Source organism: Methylocystis sp. Uni0008, from assembly GCF_056838045.1.
The window spans coordinates 3,040,178-3,055,653 of the sequence record NZ_CM166370.1 but is presented as its reverse complement, the minus strand read 5'-3'; the positions used below and the strand labels follow the sequence as shown (position 1 = coordinate 3,055,653).

Genomic DNA, 15,476 nt, shown 5'->3' with positions numbered 1-15,476 from the left:
TTGACGGAAGCTTAACCGCGCGCCCGCAGCAGCCGGCCTTTTTCGCGGCTCCAGTCGCGCTTCTTTTCGACTTCCCGTTTATCGTGCAGCTTCTTGCCCTTTGCTAAGGCAAGTTGCAGTTTGGCGCGACCCTTGGCGTTGAAATAGAGCTTAAGCGGCACGATGGTCATGCCCTCGCGCTCAACTGCCTGAGAGAGTTTGGCCAGCTCCCGCGACTTGAGCAGGAGTTTACGCGGCCGCTTCGGCGGATGGTTGTAGCGGTTGCCGGCGAGATACTCGGGGATATTGGCGTTGACGAGCCAAGCTTCGCCTTGGCGATCGACGTGAGCGTAGCTCTCGGCGATCGTCGCCTTGCCCGTACGCAGCGACTTCACCTCGGTGCCCGTCAGCGCCAGCCCCGCCTCGAACGTCTCGCCGATCTCGTAATTGTAGCGCGCCTTGCGATTATCGGCGACGACCCTGAAATTCGGCTCGGGCGTTGCGGCCACTGACTCCCTCGAAGCGTTTCGACCAAACAGACTGGCGCGGATCCGGACTAGGCGGCGAGGACGCCGGCATGAATCATCGCCGCGCGAATGCGATCCTTGGTGGCTTGCGTGCCGAGCACGAGCGGAAGACGCACCTCTTCCTCTGCCCTGCCAAGAAGCGACAGTCCATATTTCGCGCCGGTGACGCCGGCCTCGAGAAATGTCGCGACATGCAGCGGCGTCAGCCGATCCTGAATCTCCAGCGCCCTGGCGTAATCGCCGGCGAGACAGGCGTTTTGCAGATCGGCGCAAAGCCGCGGCGCGATGTTGGCGACCACCGAGATGCAGCCATGCGCGCCAGCCGCCATGCAGGCGAGCGCGGTGAGATCGTCGCCCGAAAGCTGGATGAAGTCCGGCCCCATCGCCTGACGTTGAACCGAGATGCGACCGATATTGCCGGTGGCGTCCTTGACCCCGACGACGTTCTTGAGTTCGGCGCAGCGCTTCATGGTGTCGACGCTCATATCGATGACCGAGCGTGGCGGAATATTGTAGATGATGATGGGAATCGAGACGGCGTCGTTGATCGCCTTGAAGTGCAGGTAAAGCCCCTCCTGATTGGGCTTGTTGTAATAGGGCGTGACGATCAGGAGGCCGTCAGCCCCGGCGCGCTCGGCGTGGCCGGCGATCGCGATCGCCTCGCGGGTATTGTTCGAGCCCGCGCCCGCAACGACCGGAACCCGGCCGCGCGCCGCGCGGATCGTCTCGGTGATGACCCGCCCGTGCTCCTCATGGCTTAGCGTCGGGCTCTCGCCTGTCGTGCCGACGGGCACCAGCCCGTGGGTGCCACTTTCGATCTGCCAATCGATCAGCGCGCGAAGTGCGTCATAGTCGACTTCTCCATGGGAAAACGGCGTGACCAGGGCCGTCATCGACCCATGAAAAATCGGCTTTCCATTCATAGAATCAGAGCTTTCCCTGCGCCTCAGAGCCGCCGTAATCGCGTCTCTAAGATTGAGCGCCCTTCATAGCCGCTGGGCTGCGTTGAGGAAAGCCCCACGCTATAATGGGAGATGGCCAAGAGTCAGAAGCAGTCAGCCCGCGGAGTTGACCCTTCGTAAACCAAATGAGCGCAGCTTTTTCACGCCATTAGGAAACCGGTGATGATGTTGCCTCGACGCGTCGCGACTCGGTTCAAACTCACAGTCGGCATCGCAGCCCTCGCGATCGCCGCGCCCCTGTTCAGCGGCCTTGATCGTCTCGGCGACGGCGAAGCCAAGCGCAAAGCCGAGTGGCGCTGGACGTCCTCCGTTCCTTTCAGTCTCGGCGCGTGGCGCTCGCGGGTCGGCTCCTTGCAGGAGTCCGTGCGCGAATTCGTCGAGCGCAAAGACGACGAAGCGGCGCATCCGCTGGAAAATTCCCTCTTTGCCGCCGAGGATGGCGCGCTGCCGCCGATCGTCTCCTACGCGCCGGCGCAGGGCTGGCTGAACGGCGCCGAAGCGAAGGCGAATCTCGCCGCCCTGCTGGGCGACGACACGGACGCCTTCATACAAGCGGTCGCGCTTTATAAAGCCGGCGACTTCGTTCAAGGCGACAACGCAGCGGCGCGGCTCCAGACGCCGCTTGCCGACGCGGCCGCGCGATGGACCGGCCTTCGGCTTCACCCCCACGAAGCCGGGTTCAGGCGCATCGCCGAATTCCTCGCCGCGCATCCGAACTGGCCCGCCGGCGACTGGCTGCGCCGCCGCGGCGAGCAGGCGCTTATCGCCGAGCGGCACGCCGACAAGTCCATCATGGCCTGGTTCGCCGGCTCCAGGCCGCTTACCGCCTTTGGCAAATACGCCCTGGCGCGAGCCATCGCGCGCGAAGGGGATTTCGAATCGGCTGCGGCGCTGGCGCGCGACGCCTGGCGCAATGAAGACCTCGGACAGGGCTTCGACACGACCTTCAATAAGGAACTCGGCGAACTGCTGACGCCCGCCGACCACAAGTTCCGCGCCGATCGTCTGCTCTACGCCGGAAAGAACTCGCTCGCCTTGCGCAGCGCCGAACTCGCCGGCAAGGATGTCGTGCTGCTCGCGCGGGCGCGCATCTCGGGCGCCGATAAGCTGGCGGCGAGTTTGCCGCCGTCTGTGCAAAACGACCCCGGATTGCTCTACGGACGCGTGCACAAGCTGCGAACGGGCAACAAATTCGCCGAGGCGGGCGCGCTGCTGCGCAAGGCGCCGCGCGACGCGGAACTGGTCGTTGACGGCGACTCCTGGTGGGAGGAGCGGCGCATCGTGGCCCGCAAGCTCCTCGACCAGGGCGATCCGCAGACCGCCTATATGCTCTGCGCCCAGCACGCCGCCGCGAAGACCAGCAACAAGGTCGACGCGGAGTTCAACGCCGGCTGGATCGCCCTGCGATTCCTCAACGATCCGATCAAGGCCGAGCGTCACTTCAAGCAGCTTGCCAGCATCGCCGAAACGCCGTTGCAGAAGTCCCGCGCATGGTACTGGTTGGGCCGCACGGCGGAGGCGGAGAACGACTCAAGGGCGCGCAATTTCTATCTCCAGGCGGCGACGCACTCGACGACCTTTTACGGGCAGCTGGCCAACGCCCGGCTCGGGGCGGAAGACCGCCCGCTTCGCCCGCCGCCGCTGGCGGCCTCCAGCGACAAACGGGACGAAGCCGTGCGCGTCGCGGAGCTGCTGTTCGCCGTTGGCCAGAAGGATATCGCCGCGCCGCTTGCGCTCGACAGCGCAAAATACTTGCAGGACGAGGCGCAGGTCGCCGCGCTCGGCGAGGTCGTGGCGCGTCAGGGCGACGCCAAACTCTCGCTCATTTATGGCAAGGCCGCTTCCTATAGAGGGATCGCGCTCGACGACGTCGCATTCCCCGCCTACGGCGTTCCGGATTTCAGCGCGCTTCCCGGCTCTGCGTCGCGCTCGATCGTCTTCGCCGTCGCGCGTCAGGAAAGCGCCTTCGATCCCAAGGCCGTCTCCTCCGCCGGCGCCATGGGCCTGATGCAGATGATCGCCTCTACGGCGCGGCACACCGCCTCCATGCGCGGCGTGAGCTTCGACATGTCGCGGATGCTCAACGATCCGCCCTTCAACGCGCAGCTCGGCGCGGCGCATCTCGGCATTCTGCTCGGCGAATACAGGGGCGCTTATCTCCTTACCTTCGCCGCCTACAACGCGGGCGGCGGGCGGGTGAAACAGTGGATCGACGCCTATGGCGATCCGCGCAAGGCCAATGTCGATCCGATCGACTGGGTCGAGCGGATCCCAATCACCGAAACGCGCAATTACGTGCAGCGGGTGATGGAAAATTTCGTCGTCTATCGCGCGAAGTTCGCAGACAAGGCGACGCGGGCGCCGCAGATGGAGCTGGCGCGCGCGGGCGACAGCCTCTGATCTGAAGCCTCAGCAGGGAAACCGATTGTGGTAGCCGAGCAGTTCGCCGAGCGGCGCGCTGTGGCGCAGCTCGGTCAGCGGCCAGGCGAAATATTGAGTGCTGCCGGAATAGGGATAGCCGAAATCGCAAGGTGACGTCTCGGTGACTCTCGACGACATGAACACGAGTTCGGGCGTGGCGACGAAAAAGCGCCGGTTTCCGACGGCGATGCGGGTCCAGCTCGGATCGTCGCGGATTATCTTGACTTCGGTCCCTGCGGGCGCCGTCTCGAGCGCCGCATAATGCTCATCGGGACCGGCGCGTAGCACCGCTGGATAGGCGAGCGTGAGCTTTATCGCCGCCGCCTCCTCGCCGCATGAAAGCGCGGCAAAAAAAACCAAGGCCAATACCCGCCGCCGCATGCTGGAATTCCCGGTTAGATGTGCGCTGGCGCAATCCTCAGTCGAGAAACCTAGCCTAAGAGATATTCCTGCCGGTGCCAAACGGGTTCGGCCAGAACGCGCGGGAAAAGGCGGCATGAAAAATCGTCGGCGCCCAGGGAGGCGCTTCGCTCTCGACAGGGGCGCGGCGCGCGGCCTATGCTCCAATCCTGCGGCCGAGCGCCCTTTCCGGCGACCCGCCCCGCGGCATACGGTGCGCTTATGCGGCGGATCGCGTTCTCTCTCATCGCGGCGCTGGCGGCGTATTTCGCGCATCCGGCTTGGCGCGCCACGCAGAGCGCCATCGCCGAGACGAAAGCCAAACCAAGCTCGATCAGCTTTGCGCCTGGCGAGTTGCCCGCGGATCACGACGGCGCGAGTCTCCTGACCGTTCCTGCGCCCGGCCGCTATTCGATCCGGGCGAAGAGTCCGTCAGGCGCGCGCATCGAACTCGTCGACATGATCGCCGGTCCGCTCGACTCGAGCGGCGCGCCGGGCGTGCGCGACGGACGCATCGACGCGCTGCTCGACAAGGGCGTCTACAAGCTGCGGGTTTCCGGTGCGAAAGGCGCGAGCGGCAAGACAGCGCTCGCCGCGCAGGGCTTCGTCGAAGTCGAGGCGTCGAAACCGACGCTCGCGCCGGGGCGCGTTCAAAGCGGCGAACTGGGGGATTTGCAGCAACGCTCCTATTCCTTCGAGGTCGGCGCAGAGGGGCGCGTAAGCCTCGAGGCGATCGGCCGCGCGCTGAGCGATTTGCGCGTCTGGCGCGGCGACGGCGAACTCGTCGATCTCGCCTTCGCGCAGGAGACGGTCGAAACCAAACCCGGCCGCGCCATGAACCGGCTGCGTCTCGAAGGGGCGCTAGAGCCGGGGCGTTATGTCGTCACCGCCTATGGCGGCGAGAAACTCGTCTGGGCGCAAGGCGATGCGGCGCAGCCCTTCATGCTGCGGCTCGAAGAGCCGGCGCTGCTCGCGGCGGGCGTCGCGGAGGGCGTGATCGGCCCGTTCGGCGCCGCGCGTTTCGACGCGCCGGCAAGCTATGACGCTTTCCGTCTCGACCTCGCGCAAGCGACGCCGGCGCGGCTCGAAGCGCGGCGCAATGAATCGAGAGAGATCGCGACGATCTCCAAGAACAGCCGTACGCCCTCCGCAAACCTGAGGCTCGCGTCCGACGGCAAGACGAACGCGCGTCTTGAGGTCTCCGGCTATGAAGGCCAGGCGTTCACGCTGCGCGGCCTGCGTCAGACGGACCGCGAAACATTCGAAGCGTCGGGGCCGTATCTTATCGGCGTCGACCTCGCCGGCGACGGCGGCGACGAAGCGCCGGCGACGGCGCTCTTCGCGCGCACCGAAAGCGACGGCAAGACGCGTGTGATCGCTTCGGACGCGCCGCGGATCGGCGCAGGAAAGGCCTGGCGCGGCAAGTTCAATCTGTTCGGTCCGACCTCAATTCTCTTCGAGGCGACGCGCGACGGAGCCGTGGCGATCGACGCCAAAGGCCTGAAGGTCAATGCTTGGATCGAACCGGCGCTTGGCGCGCTCACGCCACGCGCGGACGGCACGGACTCCGCGCGCTATGATCTGCAGGCGGGTTATTATTTTCTCAGGCTCGAGCCGAAGGGAGATTCCGGCGGCGTCATCGATGTGACGATCGGACTGCCCGGACTGTCCGCGTCGGCGCCCGCGCCTGCGCCCTCGCGCGCCACAATGTCCTTCGGCACGCAGTCGCTCGACAGCGGCGGCTCCTATCTCATTTTGACGAATGTCGCGCCGCAATTGCTGACGGGGCCGCGCGTCGTCGCGCTTCCCGTCGAACTCGACAAGGCGCCTCTGGCGATCTGGCAGGACGCGGGCAAGGAGGTCGCGCTGCCGGTGCGGCTTTCCAAGACCGGCAAGGTCGTTGCGCGCGATTCGCGTGGCGCTCAAGTCGCGGTGACGCTCGGCGACGAAAGGCAGGAGAACGAGCAGCGACTCGCGACGGTAAAGATCGCAGCCTCGGAAAGACCGCGTGCGCTCGGGCTCATCTTCATTCCCGAATCCACTGCGACGAAGCCGGATGAGCCCGGCAAGCCCGCGCCGACGACGCTTTCCGCCGCCGTCGCGCGTCCGGCTTTTTTCGATCTCGCGCGCGACGAGACGAAGCGACTGCGCTTCGACGTGCCGCAAGGCGGGCTCTACCGCGTCGAAACGCTGGGACGCATGAAGACGGCGCTGCGCATCGGCGCGAATGTGTCGCCCCGTCTTGGCGAAGGCGAGGCGAACGGGCCCGGCGATAACGCGCTGGTGACGGCCTTTCTGCGCGCTGGCGGCTATCGCGCGGCGGTAACGGCGAAGGAGTCCGCCGGCCATCTCGGTCTTGCCGTCTCGCCCGCGACTCTCGCGCCGACAGCGAAACTCGTCGACGCCGGAATCGCCCGCGCCACGCTCGAGTCCGGCAAGGGCGCGATCACGCCAATCGAGATCACGCGCGACGGGGAATATCGCATTGAGCTTCTCGGCCTGAAGCAGAAATGGCGCGCGCGACTGGAGGACGCCGACGGCTGGCCGCTTGCCGCGCCGGGCGAAATGCAGCGCCTGACGCGAAACTTCGAAAAGGGCGCCTATCGGCTGGTCGTCATGCCGAGAGATGTCGAAGCCCGGATGGTGGCGCGATTGACGCCGATCGTCGCAGCGAAACCGCTGGAAGGCCACGGCCCGCATCCCCTGCCCTTCGGCAAATCGCAAAGGCTGCAATGGCGCGAGCCGCAGGCGCGCGACGCGGCGCGCGGGCCTGACGTCTGGCGCTTTGCGCTCTATGGCGACGCGGAGATCGATCTCTCGATCGGCGAGGGCATGGTCGGAGAGATTTTTGGCGGCGGGCCGGACAGCGTCGGAAAGGTCGTGGCCGGCAGGCCATTCAAGTCGAAACTGACCGCCGGCGAATATCGGGTCGAGGCGCGAAGCCTCGCGCATGACGATCGTCTCGACTACGAGATTTCACTCAATTCGAAGGAACTGCAGCCGGATGCGCCCCGCGCCGTCGAACCGCCGACGCGCGTTGATTTTTCTCTCGCGAAAGACAGCGTCGTCGATCTTTCGAGCTTCGGCGAGATCGAAACCATCGGCGCGTTGAAGGATGGCGGAGGCGACGTGATCGAACGTCTGCAGCCGCGCGCGGACGACTGGAATTTCGCCCTGTCGCGGCGCCTGCCCGCCGGCGATTACCGCCTCGATATTGAAAAACTTGGCGCCCAGCCGAGCGCAGCTGCGGAAGCCCAGGAAGCGCCCAGCGAGCAGCCCGAAGAAGCGGCCGGCGAAGAGACTTCCAATGAAGAGGACGCTGCGGAGAGCGAAGCGCCGCCGATAAGCGGCGTCGAGCTTCGCCTGTCGCTCCTCGACGAGAAGAATGACGGCTCACTCGCGCGCTCGGGCGAGAAGACGCTGAGCGGCGCTGGCGCACATATCCTTTCACTGGCGTCTGCGCCCGCCGGCAGTCTCGCGCTGGTCGCGGCGCGCGCGGAAGGCGACGCCGCTATTTCGATCGAGCGGCGTGAGGCTGACGGAAAATGGCGGGCGATCGGCGTCGAGCGCGGCCGCGCGCCTGTCGCCGCATGGCCGGCAGCCAATGGCGCCGAACTGCGCGCCGTCGTTTGGGCGATCGGCGGCGGCGACGCGCCGATTTCGGTCTCCGCGCGCGCCGTCGAACGCCGCGCGCGCCGAATCGGCGATGTCGCACTCGATCCTATCGACGGCGTCGCCGGAATATGCGTCGCCAAGGTCGCGACGCCTGACGCCGCGCTGGTGACGCTGGCGACGCAAGAGACGATCGCCGCAGGCTCGGTCGGCGGGAGCTTGCTGCGCCCGGCGCGCGCCGGACCGCTTGCGCCGCAGGCGCAGGAGCTCTGGCTGATGAGCCGAGGCGATTGCGCCTCGCCCGTCGGCGTCGCCGCTTTCGACTGGAAGGGCGCCGAAATTTCGCTCGACATCGGCGAGGGCGAGCGCGCCCATCTCGTTCCCCTCACGCCCCCCGCCGGCAAGCAGCGGCTGTGGCTCGCGCGCTCCGCCTTCGCGCAGCCCGCCATCGACGGCGGACGCGGCGTCGGCGTGGCAAAGGGCGCGGCGCTGACGCTTGCCGGCGACTCGCCGCTCGCGCTCTGGAACGCAGACGGCGTCGCGCCGATGCGCGTGACGCTGGGCGCGACCGACGTCGAGACGCGGCCAGCCACAAAAGGCGGCATGCTGTTTTCGGGAATCGTGCCGCCGATGAGCGCGCTGCCCGTCGATATGGATGAAGCCGAGGGACCGCTCGCGCTCGATCTTGCCGGCGGGCTCGCCGCTTTTGCACAGCCGCGCGTCGTCTTTGGCGATGGCGCCGCCACCTCGCGCATTCTGCACGGCGTCAAATCGCGCGTGCTCCTCGTCAATCTGACGCAAGCGCCGCTCCCGGCGCGCATTGCGCGCGAGACTGGCGAAAGCCGGCGGCTCGACGCGACCCGCGCCGTCACGCGTTTCTTTCCCGCGGCCGGCCAGATTTCGCTGCCGCTCGACGCGCAACGGAATGACAGGCTGATCGTCAGCGGCGCAGAAGCGACCGTCATATCCGACAGCGGGCGTGTGATGCGCGGCGAAGTCATCTCGCTTGACGGCGCTGGCGAAGCGATCATCGATCACGGGCCCGGCCTCGTCGCCTTCTGGATCGAACGCGCCGGCGCGACTCCCTGGCCGGCGCCGGCGGCGCGCGCGCTCAGTCTGCCGCAGCGCGTGGCGCTTGAAGGCGCGGCGATGCGCTTTGCGATCAAGAGCGACAAGCCCGCTTTGCTGAAGGCGACAGGCGCCGCGCCGGCAATCGTCAGTTTCAGCCAGAACGGCAGACGGGAGACGCTCGCCTTCGTCAATGGCGTCGATCTCAGCCGCTACATGACTCCGGGCGAGGCGACGCTCGACATCTACGCGCCTTATGAAGGCGCGCTCTCCGGCATGCTCGATGTTTCGGCTCAGCCAATCATCGAGGCGCGTGAGGGCGTGAACGACCCTGTCGCGGTTTCGCCCGGCGCGAGCGCTCTCTTCAGCTTCGAGGCGAAGGCGGCGCGCGACATCGGAATCGGCGTGCGCGGTGAACCTGACCGCGTCAGCGCGCGGCTCATGGATGCGCAAGGCAAGACGCTCGGCGAAGGCGTCGCGCAAACGATGAAGCTTTCGCCCGGCCGCTATTTCATCGAGGCGCGCACGCCCGCCGATGCGCCGGCGACGACGGTCCGCATCGCGATCGTCGGGCTGTCGCCGCCTGTGAACGCGCCGCCGGCGGAGATCGTCGCGGAGCTGCTCGACAAGGCCGGGATGAAGAAAAGCAAGGCGCAATGAATTCGAAAGGCGCGGCGATGAAAAGACTTCTGCTCCTGACCCTTTGCGCGCTCCTTGCCGCAGCGAGCCCGCTGCGCGCGGAAACGCCGACCATCTTTGATCTCGCCCAACGCGCCGACGGCGCACGCGTCGCGCCCGACAGATTTTTGCGCGCCTATGATCCGGTCACGGTCTTCTTCCCCAGCGACACGGGACCGAAGGCCGGCGGCGCGGAGGACTCGCCGCAGAAATATGTGACGATGACCCCGCAGCCGGCCGGCGAATGGCGCTGGCTCGGTCCGCGCGCCCTGCAGTTTCGCCCTGCCGACGCCTGGAAGCCGCTCTCGCGCGTGAGCTTGAAGCTGGGCTCGGCGGAGACCAAACTCGTCGCGCTGCTGCCGACGCCGCGTTCCACCAATCCCACTGAGAGCGCCGATCCGCAGCTCGAACTGACGCAGATCGCCCTCACCTTCGCCGAGCCGGTCGACCTCGCCGCGCTCACGCGGCTGCTGACGATCGAAGTTCGTCCCTCGCCTGGCGTCTCGCCGCAAGGCGGTCAGGCGCTCAGCGCCTCGGCCTATGAGATCCGCGCGCTGGAGCGCGGCGAACGCGCCGAGGAACAGACCTACGTCATCCGCTTCCGCGAACGGATCGCCGACGGCCGCGTCGCGATCCTGCGTCTGCGGCTTTCCGACGAACCCGGTCTCGACGACCAGACGTATGAATTGCGGCTGCGCACCGCGCCGCCCTTCGCGGCGACGGAAGCAAGCTGCGGCCGCGGATGGAGCGACGATCGCGCCGAAAACGTGCTGCGCTGCGCATCCTATCTTGTGACGCCCGAGAGCAGCGAAGAGGAAGGCGGCGACGCCGCCGCGATTCCCTATGCATCGGCGAGCAAGCGGCAGCTCACGCTCTCCTTCAACGCGACGCCCGAGACGCTGGACATCATGCGCGCGCGTGAAGCGCTGCGGATCACGCCGCCCGTAGACGATCTCGCCGTGGAAACCGACGGCAGGCGCCTTCGCATGGTTGCGAAATTCCTGTCGGATCGGGTCTACGAACTCTCCATCGCCGAAGGCGCGCTCAAAGATTCGCAGGGCCGCGCGCTCGCAAGCGCCTTTACCCAGCGCTTCGCCTTCACGCGCGACGCGCCGGCATTGCAGTGGGACGCGGGCTATGGCGTCGCCGAACGTCTCGGTCCGCAGCTCCTGCCCGTGCGCGGCCGCGGCTATGATCGCGCCGACATCCGCATCCACGCGATCGATCCGCTGTCGCGAAACTTCTTCCCCTTCCCCGCGCATGGCGTCGAGACGAGCGATTCAGGCGCGCCGCCTCTGCCCGGCAACGAGCCGAAATCATGGAGCGAGGCTGCTAACATCGAGGCCGACGCGATCAAGGAACGCATCAAGTCGCTGGGATCGCCCGCGGTGTCGCGGCTCGTCGAGCTGCCAATCCGACGCAATGGTCCCGACGCGAAATTCGGCGTCGATCTGAAGGAGGATTTCGCCAAGGTCAGCGGCCGCGATCAGCCGGGGACCTATCTTGTCGGCCTGCGTGCAGTCGACGAGGACAAGCGCCGCTGGCTGCGCGTGCAGATCACCGATCTTTCGCTCTCGGCGATCGAAGAGCCGACGCGGGTGCGTTTCGCCGTCACCTCGCTCGCGACGACGCAGCCCGTGAGCGGCGCGCAGATTCGTATCGAAGGCATCAAGGACGAGAAATTCGTCACGCTCGCGAGCGGAACCACGGATTCCTCCGGCTTCTATTCCTGGACGCCGGATAAGCGCGGCGGGGCCGAGGCGCGCCGCATCATCGTGAACAAGGGCTTAGATACGCTCGTCGTCGATCCCAACAGCGCGCCTTCGGAATATTCGCGGGAAATCTGGTCAAAGCCCGAGTCGGAATGGCTCGCCTGGACCAGCGAGGCGGACCAGCCGCGCGCCGAAAAGCCGCGAACGCTGTGCCATCTCTTCTCCGAGCGGCCGATCTATCGGCCGGAGGAGAGTGCGCACATCAAGGGCTTCGTGCGCAGCTATCGCGGCGGCGCGCTAAGCCTGACGAAGACCGGCGGAACGCTTGTCGTGACAGGCCCCGGCAATCAGGAGTGGCGTATTCCGGTGAAGCTCGACGCCGCCGGCGGCTTCTACCACAAGTTCGACGCGCAAACGCAGGCGACGGGCGACTATGCAGCGCGGTTCGAACCGGACGCGCCGAAAAAGGATAAGACCGAAGCGCAGAAGAGCGATACGAACGAAGCCGCTGAGGCAGAGAGCGAAGCGACAGATGCCGCTCAAGACATCTCCTGCGGCCAATTCTCGTTCAAGAAAGAAGCCTATCGTCTGCCGACGTTCGAAGTCGTGCTCAACGCGCCGCAGACCGTCGCGCTCGATGGGACTTTCGATGTCGATCTCCTCGCCCGCTATTTTGCCGGTGGCCTGGCGGCGGAACGTCCCGTCAAATGGCGCGCGGCGCAGTTTCCGCATGTCTTCACGCCGCCAGGACGCGAGGGCTTTCTCTTTTCGACCGACGCGCGCTTCTCGGGCGACGGCAAGTTCAAGTCCACCGCGGTGCTGGAGCGCGATCAGCGCACGGACGCCGGCGGCGCCGCGCGCATGACCTTCGACACGACGATCGAGCCGACGGCGCAGCCGCGCCGCTACTCCATCGAAGCGACAGTCACGGGCGACGACGGCATAGAAGTGCGCAACGTTCAGAACGTCATCGCGCTGCCGCCCTTCGTGCTCGGCGTCAAGACGCCGCGCTATGTGGAGCGTCCCGGCGTCATCGCACCGGAGCTCATCGCCATAGACGGCAAGGGCGACGCAGTCGCCGGCCTCGACATGACGCTGCGGCTCATCAAGCGCAACTGGATTTCGACGCTGCAGGCGTCGGACTTTGCGCAAGGCGCGGCGAAATATGTGACGCAGGCGCAGGACGACGTTCTGATCGAGCGCAAGGTGACGAGCGCCAAGGAGGCGCAGAAAATCGAACTGGAGACGCGCGACGCCGGGGTCTATCTCGTGCAGCTCGAGGCCTATGACAGGCTCAAGCGGCGTCAGCAGGTGAGCGTCGATTTCTTCGTCGGCGGCGACACGCCGGTTACTTTCGCCCGGCCGCCCGCCGAGTCTGCGACGATCACCACCGACAAGGACAAATACGCGCCGGGCGAGACGGCTACGCTCATCATCCAGTCGCCGTTCCAGAACGCGCGCGCGCTCGCCATCGTCGAACAGCCGGGCGGCGTCTATGACTATCGTTTCGTCGACATCGCCAATGGCTTTGGCCGCTATGCGTTGCCGGTGAAAAAGGAGCAGATGCCGAAGCTCGCCGTGCATTTCCTGATCATGCGCGGACGGCTGAAGGATGCGCCGCCGCAGCCGACGGCGACCTTCGATCAAGGCAAGCCGGTCACGATCGCCGCGACGAAATGGGTCGAGGTGACGCCGGTCAAGAACATCGTCAATGTGAAGCTCGAACATCCCGCGAAGGCGCGTCCGGGCGATACGATCGAAGTCGCGCTGCGGCTCTCAGACGACGCTGGCAAACCACTCGCCGGCGAAGCCACCTTCTGGATGGTCGATCAGGCGGTGCTGTCGCTCGCCAAGGAACGGCCGCTCGATCCGCTGCCCGATTTCATCGTCGAGCGCGAAACGAAAATGGCGGCGCGCGACACGCGCAACATGGCCTTCGGCGTCATTCCGCTCGAGGAGATCGCCGGCGGCGACGGCGACGAACTGCAGGAATGGGGCGCGGAGAACAACATCTCCGTGCGCAAGAATTTCACGCCGGTGCCGATCTATCTGCCGAGCGTGAAGGTCGGCCCCGACGGCGTTGCGAAAATCAAGGTGCAGCTCCCCGACACGCTGACCGTCTTTAAGCTGCGCGCCAAGGCGGTCAGCGGGCCGGATCGCTTCGGCGCGGCCGGCGGCGAACTGCTGATCCGCCAGGCGCTCGTCGCGCAGCCGGCGTTGCCGCGCTTCATCCGGCCGGGCGATTCCTTCGACATCGGCCTCGTCGCGCGCATCGTCGAAGGACCCGGCGGCGCGGGCAAAGCGTCGATCGCGGCGCCGGCGCTGACGCTCTCGGGCGATGCCAGCCGCAAGATCGAGTGGACGCAGAACAAGCCTGTGCGGATCGATCTGCGCGCGCAGGCGCCGGCCCAACTCGCGGGCGACGCGACGCTCGGCTTCCGCATCGAGCGCGACGCCGACCGCGCGAAAGACGCCGTCGAGATCGCCCTTCCTGTAAAGGGCGATCGCGACGCGACGCGCCGTTTCGAACTGGTCGAGATCGCGCCGGGCGAAACGAAGACGCTGCCTCCCGCAGGCGAGCAGGCGCGGCCTGGCAGCTTCTCGCGCGAGATGATCGTCGCCGCCGACCCGTCGGTCGTGAAGCTCGTCGCCGGATTGAATGCGCTCGTCGAATATCCCTATGGCTGCACCGAGCAGCGCCTGTCGCTCGCGCGCGGCGGGCTCGCGCTGAAAAGCTTTGGACCGATCCTGGCGGCGGCGGGGCTCGAAGATCGGGTCTCCGCCAATGTGAAATCGACGGCGCAGATCATCGATCAGGCGATCGACGCCGACGGGCTCGTCGCCTTCTGGCCGCGCGCACGCGGCACGGTTTCGCTCACCGCCTGGGCCTATGATTTTCTGGCGCGCGCCGAACGCGCCGGAGAGCCCATCGACAAGACGCTGCTGGATCGTCTCGCCAATATCCTGAAACTATCGCTGCGCTCGGATTATCCGCGACTGCTTTCGGGCGATGAATTGCGCGAGCGGGTCGAGGCGCTGTCGGCCCTGGCCGAAGGCGGCAAGCTCGACGAATCATATGTTGCCGAATTCGCGCGCCGCGCCGACTTTCTGCCCAATGTCAGCGTCGCGCAGATGGCTTCCGCAGCCGCGCTTCTCCCCAATGTCGACCAGCGCGCCGTCGCGTCGCTGATCGACACGATGTGGAGCCGCGTGAAATTCGCCAGCCGCAACGGCGTGCAGGTCTATGCGGGACAGGCGACGGAAAGCGCCTTGCCGATCATCCTGCCGTCCGAAACGCGCAGCATCGCCGAAATGCTGCGCGCGGCGGCGCTGACGGCTTCCGGAGATCCGCGCGCCAATGCGCTGCGCGACGCGCTGTTGCGGCTTGGCGAAGGCGACGGCTGGGGAACGACCAACGCCAACGCAGCCGCGGTCGAAGCGCTCGCCGAAGGCTGGCGGCGGCCGGCAGCGGCGATCGCGGTGAGCTTCAACGACGGCGGGCAGGATCGCGCGCTGACGCTCGACGCCAATAATCCTGTCGCCCGCTACGCATCGAAGAACGATGCGCCGCTGAAGATCGCCAACGGCTCCAACGCGCCGCTCGTCGCGATGATCGAGACGAGCTACACGCCGACCGAGCCGGGCGCGAAGGCCCAGCCGACCAGCGACGGATTCACCATCACACGGCAGAGCTGGCGCGTCGAAAGCGGCAAGCCGCCGGCGAAGATCGAACTGCAGGAGGACGTTCTGCAGGTGAAACAGGGCGACCTTGTCGAGGAAACGGCGGAGGTGGTCAATCCCGAGGATCGCACGCATATCGCGATCTCGATCCCGCTCGCCGCGGGCTTCGAGCCGCTCAACCCGAACATCGCGACGGCGCCCGCCGAAGCGCAGCCGTCGTTTGCGCCGACGCTGCAGCCGAGCTGGGTCTCCTTCGGCGACGACCGCGTGTTCTACGCCTACGATTCGCTTCCCAAAGGAACCTACCGTTTCGCCTTCCGCTTGCGCGCGCAGACGGCCGGCGCCTACACGCAGCCGCCCGCGCTCGTCGACGCGATGTACAAGAAAGGGCTTCGGGCGACGAGCGCCGGCGCGCGGGTGGAGATCGGGAAATAGGC

At 66.5% G+C, this 15,476-nt stretch carries 6 protein-coding genes; 3 read left to right on the top strand and 3 right to left on the bottom strand.

Annotated elements, in window-relative coordinates:
- Positions 1–11: 11 nt before the first annotated feature.
- Both smpB and dapA read right to left on the bottom strand, forming a co-directional pair.
- Positions 12–488 carry an SsrA-binding protein SmpB gene (smpB, locus tag AC0X69_RS15255; protein ID WP_482608629.1) on the bottom strand — a complete coding sequence of 159 codons (477 nt, stop codon included), beginning with the start codon at positions 486–488 and terminating at the stop codon, positions 12–14.
- A 47-nt stretch (positions 489–535) separates the two neighbouring features.
- A complete protein-coding gene (dapA, locus tag AC0X69_RS15250) occupies positions 536–1,429 on the bottom strand; it encodes a 4-hydroxy-tetrahydrodipicolinate synthase (RefSeq protein ID WP_482608628.1) in 894 nt (297 codons plus the stop codon).
- A gap of 201 nt (positions 1,430–1,630) precedes the next feature.
- Between dapA and AC0X69_RS15245 the strand changes: the two genes are divergently transcribed.
- Positions 1,631–3,868, top strand: coding sequence for a lytic transglycosylase domain-containing protein (locus tag AC0X69_RS15245; RefSeq protein ID WP_482608627.1), 2,238 nt, complete (start codon positions 1,631–1,633; stop codon positions 3,866–3,868).
- Between the two features lie 9 nt (positions 3,869–3,877).
- Here AC0X69_RS15245 and AC0X69_RS15240 read toward each other — a convergent pair whose 3' ends face one another.
- The gene (locus AC0X69_RS15240; RefSeq protein WP_482608626.1) at positions 3,878–4,249 is read right to left on the bottom strand and encodes an SH3 domain-containing protein; all 372 of its coding nucleotides are present in this window, start codon (positions 4,247–4,249) and stop codon (positions 3,878–3,880) included.
- 261 nt (positions 4,250–4,510) lie between these two features.
- Between AC0X69_RS15240 and AC0X69_RS15235 the strand changes: the two genes are divergently transcribed.
- Positions 4,511–9,628 (top strand): hypothetical protein, encoded by a 5,118-nt coding sequence (locus tag AC0X69_RS15235; RefSeq protein WP_482608625.1) that lies wholly within the window; start codon positions 4,511–4,513, stop codon positions 9,626–9,628.
- Positions 9,625–15,474 (top strand): alpha-2-macroglobulin, encoded by a 5,850-nt coding sequence (locus AC0X69_RS15230; RefSeq protein WP_482608624.1) that lies wholly within the window; start codon positions 9,625–9,627, stop codon positions 15,472–15,474. The genes AC0X69_RS15235 and AC0X69_RS15230 overlap by 4 nt, the downstream gene beginning before the upstream one ends.
- Positions 15,475–15,476 lie beyond the last annotated feature (2 nt).

Coding starts and splice junctions, on each gene's coding strand:
- dapA (WP_482608628.1), bottom strand. CDS start 1,429: ATGAATGGAAAGCCGATTTTTCATGGGTCGATGACGGCCCTGGTCACG.
- AC0X69_RS15245 (WP_482608627.1), top strand. CDS start 1,631: ATGATGTTGCCTCGACGCGTCGCGACTCGGTTCAAACTCACAGTCGGC.
- AC0X69_RS15235 (WP_482608625.1), top strand. CDS start 4,511: ATGCGGCGGATCGCGTTCTCTCTCATCGCGGCGCTGGCGGCGTATTTC.
- AC0X69_RS15230 (WP_482608624.1), top strand. CDS start 9,625: ATGAATTCGAAAGGCGCGGCGATGAAAAGACTTCTGCTCCTGACCCTT.